The following is an 11,453-nucleotide window of genomic DNA, read 5'->3' as shown; positions in this document are numbered from 1 at the left end:
TGCATAGTTAGCAAGCACGGTGCCAGCGTGCACCACGCTCATGGCCGCAAACTGGTGCTGTGCGCACTCTTTGCGGGCAAGCGTCTTGCTTCGCAGGTGACGTAAATCACAGGCGCCCCACGTGGGTGCACCAACATGAGCTTCGACATCGATGTGGGCTACACGAGTGAGCGTGGCCCGAGGCAGGAGAACGAGGATTTCGCAGGTGCCTGCAGGCCGGCGCCTCACGAGGAGGAATTGGGCTTCATCGCCGCCATTGCCGACGGGGTCTCGATGGGCGGCGAGGGCCGCATGGCGGCGCAGACCAGCGTGCGCTCGGTGGTCGAAGACTATTTCGGTGCACCACCCACCTGGGACACCAGCGTGGTGCTCGACCGCATCATCAGTGCCCAGAACAGCTGGCTCGCGGCCCACAACCGCCGCCACAACAGCGCTGCGATGAGCACCCTCACTGCCCTCGCACTGCGCGGGCAGACCTGGACCGTGGCCCATGTTGGGGACACGCGTGCCTATCTGGTGCGTGATGGCGAGTGCCGCCGCCTCACGCAGGACCACAGCCTCGACCACCCCGATCTGAAGAGCCAGCTCACCCGCGCGATGGGGCAGGACGACGCCATCCGCGTCGATTACCTGCAAGGCGAGCTGCATCTCGGCGACATGTTCGTGCTCGTGTCCGACGGTGTGCACGGCAAGGTGCCGCAGTCGCAGATGCTCAAGCTCCTGGGGCAGGGCACGGCGCAAGAGGCCAGCGATGCCATTTCGCAAGCGGCGCTCGTTGCCGGCACGCAAGACAACGCCACGGTGCTCGTCGTGCGCGTGCTCGGCCTGGCCCGCTCGCGCCTCGAAGATGCCATCGTGCGCAGCCGGCAGCTGCCGGTGCCGCCGCGGCTCAAGGTGGGCGACGAGGTCGATGGCCACGTGGTGACGGCGCTCGTGGCCGACACCGGGGTGCACCTCCTGTACCAGGTGCGCCACCTGCAGACCAAGTCGCTACGGGCGCTCAAGACGCTGCACCCTTCACGCGCCAACGATCCGCAGGAGCGGGCGATGCTGGCGCACGAGGCCTGGCTCGGCACGCGCGTCAACGAGCGGGGCAGCACCGGCTTCGTCGCGCTGCACGAGGTGCAGGATGCGAGTGCGTTCTATCTTGTCTTCGACTGGCACACCGGCCAGACGCTCGAGCAGCACCTCGCCGCGGCACGCGAGACGGGCGGCCTGCCGGTGGCGGACGTGGTGGCCTGGGCGCTCGCGGCCACGCGGGCGATCGGCAAGCTGCACCGGCTGGGGGTGGTGCACCGGGACATCAAACCCGGCAACCTGCACCTGGGCGAGGACGGGCAGTTGCGTGTGCTCGACCTCGGCGTGGCCATCTCGGGCAACGAGCCCGAGGAGCAGCGCAGCCTGCATGCCGGCACGCCGAGCTACATGAACCCGGAGCTGTGGGACGACGAGCCCGTCGATGCGCAGACCGATCTCTTCGCGCTCGGCGCCACGCTCTACCAGCTGCTCACCGGCCACCTGCCGTTCGGCGACATCGAGCCCTACCAAAAGCTGCGCTACCGCCGCCCACCCAAGCCGCCGTCGCGCCTGCGGCCCGACGTGCCGATCTGGCTCGACCACATCGTGCTCAAGGCGGTGGCCTTCGAGAAGAAGCAGCGCTTCGAGACGGCCGAGGAGCTGGAGCTGGCCTTGCGGCGAGGGGCCTCGCGGCCCCTGTCGGCTCAATCGGCTGCACCACTGCTGGCACGCGACCCCGCGCTGATGTGGAAGGTCGCGTTCGCCGTCTCGGTGTTGTTCAACGCATTGCTGGTGTACTGGTTGCTCTTTCTGCCGCGCTAGGCGAGGCTGCCGCGCCCAGCGACGGCCGGGCACGGCCGCCTTTTTCGGCCCAGGTGCGCGTCCAGCGGATCTGCACCCGCCTGAGCATCACGAGCATGGCCAGCGCCAGCACCGCGAACGACACGAAGCCCCAGAGGTAGGTGCCGGCGAATTGCTTTGACTGGCCCATCGCGTTGGGCAGGAAGCCGCCACCCAGTGCGCCGACCTCCCCGATCATCGAACCTGCCACCGCGGTGGTGAGGGGCCAGCGCAGCGGCACCAACTGGAACAGCGCGCCGTTGCCCGCGCCGAGGGCGGCAAAGCACAGCATGAACAACAGCGTGGTGATGGCGACCGAGTTGCTCGCGAAGCCGCACAGCACCAGCGTGACCGCCACCAGGACCAGCACGCCGCTCAAGGTGTTGATGCCCCCGATGCGGTCGGAGATGTAGCCGCCGACCACCCGCACGGCGGAGCCCATCAGGGTGGCCAGCATCGTCAGCTGGCCGGCTTCGACCTTGGTGACTTTGAACTGGTCGTAGAAGTAGGTCGGCAGGAAGCTGGCGAGGCCGATGAAGCCACCGAAGGTCACGATGTAGATCAGGCTGAAGGCCCAGCCGTCTTTCTCGAACAGACAGGCGATGTGCTCGCGGAAGGTCTGGTGCTCGCGATCCGGCGGCTCCTTCGCGGCAAACCACATCACCGCCATCGGCAGCAGCATCGTGCAGGCGGCCAGCCCGTACACCGTGGACCAACCGAACTTGGTGGCCAGCGGCGGGGCGAACAGCACGGCCAGCACCGTGCCGGAGTTGCCGGCTCCCGCGATGCCCATGGCCAAGCCCTTGTACTTGGGCGGGAACCAGCCCGAGCCAAGCGACAGGGCCACCCCGAAGCTTGCCCCTGCGATGCCCAGCAGCACGCCCATCGCCAGCACGCTGTCGTAGCTGTTGACGAAGAAGTAGCCGAAGGCGAGGGCGAGCACGATCAGACTCATCTCGACCATGGCGGCATTCTTGCGGCCGATGTACTGAGCCAGCACACCGAGCGGAAAGCGCATCAGTGCGCCGGCCAGGATCGGCACCGACACCATGAAGCCCTTCTGGGCGGCGCTGAGCTGGAAGGATTCGCTGATGAACGGAGCCATGGCCCCGTTCAGCACCCAGATGGCGAAGCAGAAGTCGAAGTAGAGAAATGACGCGAACAGGGTCGGTGCATGACCTGACTTCAGGAAGCTCTTGAAACTAGACACGATGATCCTCGGAAGGCGGCGCCCTTGTTTTGGGCAAGTTTTGGAAACTGCACCCAACGAAGCGATTCCTGTGCCAGAGCGCGGTGCGTCGCAAGCCATACGAGGGCACGGCGATTGCCGAGGGGTGTGATGGGTGCGCGCTGCGCTGCTCCGAGTCCGTGCCATTGGCACGTCTTTTGTGCGGAATCTGCACGCCCCGCACTTGAGGTGGGCAGTCTGCATGCCAGAACACCACCGCTATGATCGATCAACCTAGGGGTTTTCAAGGCGCCGTGCCGGGTGCGCTAATCACCGGCAGGGCACTTCTGCCGCCGATGGCGGCCTGCGGGCACCGACGAGACAAGGAATGACCGACACCAACCAGCAGGCACTGTCTGCGCGCGCCGACCAGGCGCACGCCCTGACGGCTGCACTTGGCTTGGCCCCGCAAGCCTGGGGCGTGGTGGCCATGAGCCTGCTGGACCGTGCCGAGGCGATGTTCGCCATCAAGGAAGCCGCCACCGGCCGCTACGTGCACGCGAACCCGCGCATGCAGGCCCTCTTCGGCCGCAGTGCCGATGGCCTTGTCGACGAGGAATGGGTCGACCCGCAAGCCTGCGCCTCGCTGCGCACCGCCGATCAGTCGGCGATGGTGGTGACCGTGCCGCAGGTCAGCGAACATCGGCTGGAACTCGGCGGCGGGCGCCGGGAGTTCTCGGTCACGCGCCTGTCCTTGCCCTCGGCCGATGGCGGCGCTGCCAAGTACCTGTGCTGCATCTGGCAAGACCTCACGCCCCAGCGCCAGGCCGAGACCCAGCTCCAGTTGGCCCTGCGCCAGCTTGAAGAACAACAGCAAGCCAACGAGACCCTGCGCCGCGAGATGCAGGACCACGGCTTGCGCGACAGCGTCACCGGCCTCTACCAGCGGGGCCACTTCGACGACCAGCTGCGCCGCGAAGTCGACCTGTCGTCGCGCGAGCACCGCGAGTTCGCGCTCGTGTCGGTGTCGCTCGACCCGCTCGGCGAGGCCGCGCGTGCCTCGGGCAGTGAAGGGCGCAAGCGGGTGCTGGAAGCGCTCGGCCGCCTCTTGCGCAGCAACACCCGGGCGATGGACGCGTCGTGCCGCCTGAGCGAAGACCGCTTTGCCGTGCTGCTGTCAGGCGTGGGCCTCGCGACCGCGCACGCGCGCATGGAAGGCCTGCGCCGCCAGTGCGCCACTCAGCTGGTGATGCTGAATGGGCAAGACCTCGGTTTCACTGTCTCGATGGGCGTGGCGAGCTTCCCGCACACCGCGCACACGCAGGAAGACCTGCTGCAGGCCGCCGACACCGCGCTCTCGCAGGCGCAGCGCCGTGGTGGCAACCACGTGACGCTCGCGAGCATCCGCTTCGAAGCCTGATGCACTGAGCGGCGGGCCGAGCGCCGGGCCGCTCCCAAGCCGGCCCGCCATCCCCTCGGGGGATCGGCCTGTGTACTCACAGGCCGAGGGGCTGTCATCTCCTCAGCCGAGCCGCTTCAACACAGCTTTCCACTCGGCCGCCGTCACCGGCGTGATCGAGAGGCGGTTGCCCTTCTTCAGGATGATCATGTCCGCAAGCTCGGGCGCTTCCCGCAGCTCGGGCAGCGACAGCAGCCGCGTCTTGCGATCGAGCGTCACGTCGACCAGCATCCAGCGCGGTTCCTCGCGGGTGGACTTCTCGTCGTAGTAGTGGCTCTTCTTGTCGAACTGGGTGTCGTCGGGGTAGGGCGTGCTCGACACGGTGGCCAGGCCCACGATGCCCGGCTCCGGGCACGACGAGTGATAGAACAGCACGCCGTCGCCCACCTGCATCTGGTCGCGCATGTAGTTGCGCGCCTGGTAGTTGCGCACGCCGAACCAGGGCACGGTCTTGTTCTTGGCGGCGGCCAGATCGTCGATCGAACACTCACTCGGCTCACTCTTCATGAGCCAATATTGTTGTTTTGCCATGAGACGAGTCGGTGAGGAAGAAAAGGTGTCCGTCACGAACCGTGAGCCGCATTCCTGAACCCAGGCTGGTTCAGGTGGGCGAGGTCAGCGTGGCTTCGGGTTCATCTGACGCGAGACGATCACACCTGCCAGGCGATGTTCCAAGCCCTGGCGCTTACGCGCATCGGTTCAAGGAAATATAAGACTCACGCGAACGCAACGGACGGTGCGAAGTTTACGCGCCGCACCGCGGCGACACCACCGCTTCAGAGCAATTGACCGTCGGCGCCAAGGGCTTGGTCGAGGCGCTGGATGAGGGCGTCGATGTCCACGTTGGACGTGGGTGCGTCCGACGCGCCGCCCGCTGCCGGTGGCGGGGCTGCGGGGCGCTCGGCAAGTGCATACGCGAGGTTGAGTGCGGCCAGCACCGCGATGCGTTCGCGCGCCTTGACGCGGCCCGCATCGCGGATCGCGCTCATTTCGCGGTCGACGCTGCCCACGGCTTCCAGCAACGACACCTCGCCCCCTTCGGGGCAGCCGAGGATGTAGCTCTGGCCCATGATGGTCACTTCCATCTGCTTCATGGTGCTCATGCGCGCTCACCTTCGTTGCGGCCATCGTGGTGGTTGTCGCCGGCAGGTGCGTCGACCGGCAAGCGGTCGAGCAGGGCGTCGATGCGGCTGCGCGCGGCGTTCAGCCGCGAGCGCAGGTTGTCGCGCTCTTGCGTGAGTTGCGCGACCTGCTGTTCCAGCAACTCATTGGTGCGCTTGAGTTCCTCGTGCCGCAGCAGCAAGCGCTCGACGCGGTCTGCAAGGTCCTGGATCTTCGACATGGGGTGCCGGAAGGTTGCGTTGCGTCATTGTAGGGCGCCCACCTGCGCTGCTTACAATCCGCGTGTTGGTGCCCGTGCCGGTTTTCACATCGGCACAGTTAAACGGGAAGCAGAGGTCGCAACGCCCCACGGGCCGAGCACCCACCTGCGCTGCCCCCGCAACGGTAAGCGGACGAAGGCCACCCCTTCGCTCATGTGCAAACACCACTGGAGCCTCACGGCACTGGGAAGGTCGCATGGGATGTCCGCCAGCCCGGATACCGGCCAACGAGGCGGCCCGCTTTGATGTGGGCCATGAGGTGTGTGCTGGCGGGGAAGCCGGCGCGCACGTTGGTGTCCACGTGAGTCTTTTCCATGATGAGTTCCGCTCTGCCCGCTTCGGCACGGTCTGCCGCTGCGCGTCTTTCTTCGCCTGAACGTTTCGTGCCGGCGTTTGCCTTGTCGGCCCTTGCGACGGCGTGTTTCGCCGCCCATGCCCAGGCGCCCACCCTCCCGCCCGTCACCGTGACGGCCACCCGCTTCCCGGAAGACGCGAGCCGCCTGTCGTTCAGCGTCAGCGTGCTGACCGCCGAGCAGATCCGCGACAGCGGCGCCGTCACCGTCAACGACGCGCTGATGAAGCTCCTGGGCGTGCCGGGCCGGCAAGACTTCTACGGCGGCGGCGACTACCAGCTCGACCTCCGTGGCTTCGGCACCACCGCCGACGCGAACCAGGTGGTGATCGTCGACGGCGTGCGGTTCAGCGAAGCCGACATGAGCGGCACCCGCCTCGCCGGCATCCCGATCGACTCGGTGGAGAGCGTCGAGGTCGTTCGCGGCGGCACCGCCTCGGTGCTCTATGGCGAAGGCGGCACCGCGGGTGCGATCGTCGTCACCACCAAGGCCGCGAGCGGCAAGCCGCGTGTCGCCGGCGGCCAGGGGTACCTGGCGATGGGCAGCCACTCGCTGCTCGAAGCCCGCAGCTCGGCCACCGTCGTGAAGGATGGGTTTTCGCTCGATGCAGCGCTCAACGCCCGCAGCACCGATGGGCACCGCCGCAATTTCCATTCGTCGAGCGACGGCCGCAGCCTCGCGGCGCAGTGGCGCAACGACTGGCTGCGCATCGGTGCGCGCCATGCGCAGGATTCGCTGGAAACAGGCCTGCCCGGCGCCCTCGCCACGGCCGACTACGACGCCGACCCCACGCGGGCCCAGCCCGGCCACGAAAGCGATCGCGCCCACGTCGACAACCAACGCAACGGCCTCTTCGCAGCCACTACCCTCGGCCCGTTCCAGGTCTCGTTCGATGCGGGCCAGCGCAACAAGTCGCTGGAGAGCGTGACGAGCTTCACCTACGCCTACACCATCGAGGCCCGCAACCGCAGCCTGCGGGTGCACCACCACGCGCCCCTCGGTGACTTCGCCAACACGCTCATCGCCGGTGTCGACGACGACAGCTGGACGCGTGTCGTGCCAGGCGCCTTCGGCTCGACCGCCGAGCAGGACTCGCGCGGGGTGTATGTGAAGGACGATCTCGCCATGCCCTGGGGCACGGTGATTTCGCTCGGCCTGCGCCGGCAGAGCGCCACCAAGACCAGCACCGATGCGCCGACCGCCAGCATCGACCGCCGCTTCAACGCCTGGAACGTCGGTGTGGTGCAGACAGTGGGCCAGACGACCTCGCTCTATGGCAACGTGGGCCGTAGCTTCCGTTTCCCGAACGTCGACGAAATCGGCTTCACCGCCATCGGCGCCTCGCTGGCGCCGCAGACCTCGCGCGATGCCGAGCTGGGCATGCGCATGGGGTGGGGCACGGGCCGTGGCGACGTGCGCGCCTATCGCAGCGCCTTGCGCCAGGAGATCGGCTACAACCCCACGGCCCCTGGCCCGTTTGGCCCGGGCGCCAATGTGAACCTCGACCCGACGGTGCGCCAGGGCGTCGAACTCGAAGTCCGCCAGCAGCTCGCCACGGCCTGGTTCGTGTGGGCGAACGCCGCCGCGCGCGAGGCGAAGTTCACCGCCGGTGCCTACGACGGCCGCCGCATCGCGTTGACGCCTCGCCGCACCGCATCGGTCGGTGTCGACTGGAAGCTTGTCGACGGCCACAAGCTCGGCGCGCTCGTGAACACCGTGTCGTCACAATCGCCCAACTTCGAAAACGCCTGCACCATGCCCGCCTACACGATTGGCAGCTTGCGCTACGCCTTCAGCACCGAGAAGGTCGAGCTCGGGCTGGGCGTCAACAACGTGACCGATCGCAAGTACTACACGCAGGCCTACGGCTGCAGCGCGAGCGGCGTGCCCACCTCCATCTACCCGGAGGCCGGGCGCAACGTGGTGCTCTCGGTGCGGGTCGCGCTCTGACCACCGTGGCCGCGTCGGTCGAACTCATCCTCGGCGGCCAGCGCAGCGGCAAGTCGCGCTGTGCCGAAGCGCGCGCACGCGCCTGGCTCGCGCAGCCGGGTCATGAGGCGATGCTGCTGGCCACGGCGCAGGCGCACGATGCCGAGATGCGCGAGCGCATCGCCCGGCACCGTGCCGACCGTGCGGTGCGTGTGCCGGGGGTGTCGACCGAGGAAGTGCCGCATGCGCTGCCCGAAATGCTGCGCCGGCTCGGCGCGCCGCATCGGCTGCTGGTGGTGGATTGCCTGACGCTCTGGCTCACCAACCTGCTGATGCCGATGCACGGCGCGCCACTCGACGAGCCGGCCTGGGACGCGCAGCGACAGGTGCTGTGCGATGCGCTGGCCGCCACCTGCAGCCCGGTGGTGCTGGTGTCCAACGAGATCGGCCTCGGCGTGTCGCCGATGTCGCCAGAGGCGCGGCACTTCGTCGATGCGCTGGGGCATCTGCACCAGGCGGTGGCGCAACGCGCGAGCCGCGTCACGCTCATGGTGGCGGGGCTCGAGGTGAATGTGAAAGGCCCGGCATGAAGCGCTTGTTCATCGGCTGGCTGCTGCTGTGTCTGTGCAGCCCCGCGCTGGCGGCGTTCGCCTTGCGAGACGACCGTGGCGTGACGCACCGCTTCGAGCGCCCCCCGCAGCGCATCGTCACCTTGCTGCCCTCGTTGACGGAAACCGTATGCGCGCTGGGCGGCTGCGCGCGGCTGGTGGGGGTCGACCGTTTCTCCAACTCGCCGCCGCAGGTGCGCTCGCTGCCGAGACTCGGCGGGCTGGAAGACGCGCAGGTCGAGCGCATCGCGGCCCTCAAGCCCGAGGTGGTGCTGGCCGAGCCGTCCACCCGCGTGGTGGACCGCCTCGAAGCCTTGGGCCTGACGGTCGTGATCGTCGATGCGAAGACGCATGCCGACGTGCGGCGCGCGCTCGGCATGGTGGCCGTGCTGCTCGGCACGCCTCAGGAGGCCGAGCGTGCGTGGGCGAGCATCCAGCGCGCCCTTGACGAGGCCGCCACGCGCGTGCCGGCCAGCGTGCGGGGGCAGAAGGTGTACTTCGAGGTCGACGCCGCGCCCTACGCCGCCGGCGCCAGCTCCTTCATCGGCGAGACGCTGCAGCGGCTGCACATGGGCAACGTGATCGACCCGTCGCTCGGGGCCTTTCCGCGGCTCAACCCGGAGTTCATCGTGAAGGTGCAGCCCGACATCGTGATGGCCGCGCAGCGCAACCTCGACGAGATGCCGCGCCGCCCCGGCTGGGCCAGCCTGCCGGCCTTGCAGCAGCGGCGCAGCTGTGGCTTCGACCTCGAGCACTACGAGGTGCTGGTGCGCCCCGGCCCGCGCATGGGCGAGGCGGCGCTGCACCTGGCCGACTGCCTGGCCGGCCTCGCGCGAGGGGCGCGCTGATGTCGCAGGAAGAGCGCCGCTCCCGCCAGCGTCTCGCGCTTGCGCTGTGGGCGCTGAGCCTGCTCTTCGTGGCGGCGGGGCTTGCGGCCGGCAGCGAAGGCTGGTCGCCTGCGCAGACCTGGGCCTTGCTGCAAGGGCCCGACGGCGGGCTGCTGATCGGCCAGATTCGCGCCCCGCGCACGCTCGGCGCCTGGCTCACCGGGGCGCTGCTGGGCCTCGGCGGGGCGGTGGCACAAGGCCTCTTCCGCAACCCGCTGGCCGACCCCTACCTGCTCGGCTCGGCGTCGGGTGCGGTGCTCGGCGTGGTGGTCGTGCTGGCGGCGTCGATGCTGGCGGGGCAGGGGCTCAGCCTCGCCACGGCGGACCTGATCGCCCGCTTCGGCCTCGTCGGCGCGGCGTTCGTCGGGGCGCTGGTCGGAGTGCTGCTCACGCTGAGCCTCGCGCGGGGCGCGCAGCAGACGGCGCGCCTGTTGCTGGCCGGCGTGGTGGTGGGCGTGCTGCTCGGCGCGGTGAGCGATCTCGTCACCACCGCCGCACCCGATGCGCTGCGCGGCAAGCAGGCCTTCCTGCTGGGCTCCACCGGCTTCCTCGGCTGGAGCAGCTGCGTGGTGATGGGCGCCGGGCTCTTGGTCGCGCTGCCGCTCGGCTGGCGGCTGTCGCGTGCGCTCGATGCGTTGACACTCGGTGAAGACAGTGCGGCGAGCCTGGGCGTCTCGTTGCCCAGGGTGCGGTTCGCGATGGTGGTGGTGCTCGCCTTGGCCACCGGGCTCGCGGTGTCGCAGGCCGGCCTGATTGCCTTCGTGGGCCTGGTGTCGCCCCACCTGGTGCGCCGGTTTGCCGCAGCGACGCATGGCTACCTGCTCGTTGCGAGCGCGGCCACGGGTGGCGTGTTGCTGCTGGCGGCCGATGTGCTCGCGCGCAGCCTCACGGCGCCCCAGGAGCAGCCGGTCGGCGTGCTGACGGCGGTGTTGGGCGGCGGTTACCTCATCTGGCTGCTGCACAAGCGGAGGGTGGCCGCATGAGCGGGCTCGAAGCCCGCGGCCTCACCGTGCGGCTGGGCAGCGCGACGGTGCTGCACGAGGTGACGCTCGCCGTGCCCCGCGGCTGGACGGCGATCGTCGGTCCCAACGGCGCCGGCAAGTCGACGCTCCTGCGCTGCCTCGCCGGCTTGCTCACGCCCGCCTCGGGCGAGGTGCGCCTCGACGAGCGCCCGCTCGCCCGCTATGTGCCGCGCGAGCGCGCCCAGCGCATCGCCTGGCTCGCGCAGCAGGGCGAGGCCACCGGCGAGCTGTGCGCGCGCGAGGTGGTGCAGCTCGGCCGGTTGCCGCAGCTCGGGCTCTTCGCCGAGCCGGGCCCGCGCGACCACGCGCTCGTGAAGCAGGCGATGGCCGACGCAGAGTGCGAAGCCTGGGCCGATCGCCGCCTGCATGAACTCTCGGGCGGCGAACGCCAACGGGTGCTGCTCGCGCGCGCGCTCGCGGTCGATGCGCCGTTCCTCCTGCTCGACGAGCCCACCACCCACCTCGACCCGCCGCACCAGGTGGCGCTGGTGCGCCTCTTCCAGCGGCTGGCGCGTGAGCGCACGGTGGTGAGCGTGCTGCACGACCTGTCGCTCGCGCTGCAGGCCGACCATTTGGTGGTGATGCAGGCCGGGCGGGTGAAGGCGGTGGGCGCCGCGGGCGACGAGCGCGTGCATGCCACGCTGCAGGAGGTGTTCGGCCACGCGCTGCGCATCACGCGGGTGGGCGAGCGTTTTGTTGCGATCCCCCACCTCGATTGATGCTCATCCGGCGCGCCGCTGACGCACAATCCCGCCGCACCGACCTCGACGATGCTGCCCGCCACCCCC

General features: G+C 69.1%; 11 protein-coding genes and 1 riboswitch. Of the genes, 7 read left to right on the top strand and 4 right to left on the bottom strand.

Annotation, left to right across the window (positions count from 1 at the left end):
* Positions 1 to 135: 135 nt before the first annotated feature.
* Positions 136 to 1,839 (top strand): bifunctional protein-serine/threonine kinase/phosphatase, encoded by a 1,704-nt coding sequence (locus tag KF892_06230; protein MBX3624591.1) that lies wholly within the window; start codon positions 136 to 138, stop codon positions 1,837 to 1,839.
* Here KF892_06230 and KF892_06225 read toward each other — a convergent pair.
* On the bottom strand, positions 1,796 to 3,067 hold the full coding sequence (locus KF892_06225; protein ID MBX3624590.1) for a NarK/NasA family nitrate transporter: 1,272 nt from the start codon (positions 3,065 to 3,067) through the stop codon (positions 1,796 to 1,798). The genes KF892_06230 and KF892_06225 overlap by 44 nt on opposite strands.
* A gap of 448 nt (positions 3,068 to 3,515) precedes the next feature.
* Between KF892_06225 and KF892_06220 the strand changes: the two genes are divergently transcribed.
* Positions 3,516 to 4,445, top strand: coding sequence for a diguanylate cyclase (locus tag KF892_06220; protein ID MBX3624589.1), 930 nt, complete (start codon positions 3,516 to 3,518; stop codon positions 4,443 to 4,445).
* Between the two features lie 102 nt (positions 4,446 to 4,547).
* On the opposite strand, the gene KF892_06215 is transcribed toward KF892_06220, so the two are convergent.
* From KF892_06215 to zapB, 3 genes are all read right to left on the bottom strand, one after another.
* Positions 4,548 to 4,991, bottom strand: a complete 444-nt coding sequence (locus tag KF892_06215; GenBank protein MBX3624588.1) for an EVE domain-containing protein — start codon at positions 4,989 to 4,991, stop codon at positions 4,548 to 4,550.
* Between the two features lie 269 nt (positions 4,992 to 5,260).
* Positions 5,261 to 5,578, bottom strand: coding sequence for a cell division protein ZapA (locus KF892_06210; GenBank protein MBX3624587.1), 318 nt, complete (start codon positions 5,576 to 5,578; stop codon positions 5,261 to 5,263).
* A 5-nt stretch (positions 5,579 to 5,583) separates the two neighbouring features.
* Positions 5,584 to 5,826, bottom strand: coding sequence for a cell division protein ZapB (zapB, locus tag KF892_06205; protein ID MBX3624586.1), 243 nt, complete (start codon positions 5,824 to 5,826; stop codon positions 5,584 to 5,586).
* 49 nt (positions 5,827 to 5,875) lie between these two features.
* Positions 5,876 to 6,110, top strand: a riboswitch (cobalamin riboswitch).
* Positions 6,111 to 6,180: 70 nt separating this feature from the next.
* On the opposite strand from zapB, the gene KF892_06200 reads away from it, so the two are divergent.
* The 5 genes from KF892_06200 to KF892_06180 are packed head-to-tail and all read left to right on the top strand — an operon-like array spanning position 6,181 to position 11,384.
* On the top strand, positions 6,181 to 8,169 hold the full coding sequence (locus KF892_06200) for a TonB-dependent receptor (GenBank protein MBX3624585.1): 1,989 nt from the start codon (positions 6,181 to 6,183) through the stop codon (positions 8,167 to 8,169).
* Entirely contained in the window at positions 8,166 to 8,738 is a 573-nt protein-coding gene (locus tag KF892_06195) for a bifunctional adenosylcobinamide kinase/adenosylcobinamide-phosphate guanylyltransferase (protein MBX3624584.1), read from the top strand. The genes KF892_06200 and KF892_06195 overlap by 4 nt, the downstream gene beginning before the upstream one ends.
* Positions 8,735 to 9,604 (top strand): ABC transporter substrate-binding protein, encoded by an 870-nt coding sequence (locus KF892_06190; GenBank protein ID MBX3624583.1) that lies wholly within the window; start codon positions 8,735 to 8,737, stop codon positions 9,602 to 9,604. Before KF892_06195 ends, KF892_06190 begins: the two co-directional genes overlap by 4 nt.
* Positions 9,604 to 10,626 carry an iron ABC transporter permease gene (locus KF892_06185; GenBank protein MBX3624582.1) on the top strand — a complete coding sequence of 341 codons (1,023 nt, stop codon included), beginning with the start codon at positions 9,604 to 9,606 and terminating at the stop codon, positions 10,624 to 10,626. Before KF892_06190 ends, KF892_06185 begins: the two co-directional genes overlap by 1 nt.
* Complete coding sequence (locus KF892_06180) at positions 10,623 to 11,384, top strand: ABC transporter ATP-binding protein (protein ID MBX3624581.1); 762 nt, start codon at positions 10,623 to 10,625, stop codon at positions 11,382 to 11,384. Before KF892_06185 ends, KF892_06180 begins: the two co-directional genes overlap by 4 nt.
* Positions 11,385 to 11,453 lie beyond the last annotated feature (69 nt).

This window comes from Rhizobacter sp., assembly GCA_019635355.1.
Taxonomy (GTDB): Bacteria; Pseudomonadota; Gammaproteobacteria; order Burkholderiales; family Burkholderiaceae_C; genus Rhizobacter.
The sequence above is the reverse complement of the archived record's forward strand: the minus strand, read 5'-3'. Positions and strand labels throughout refer to the sequence as shown.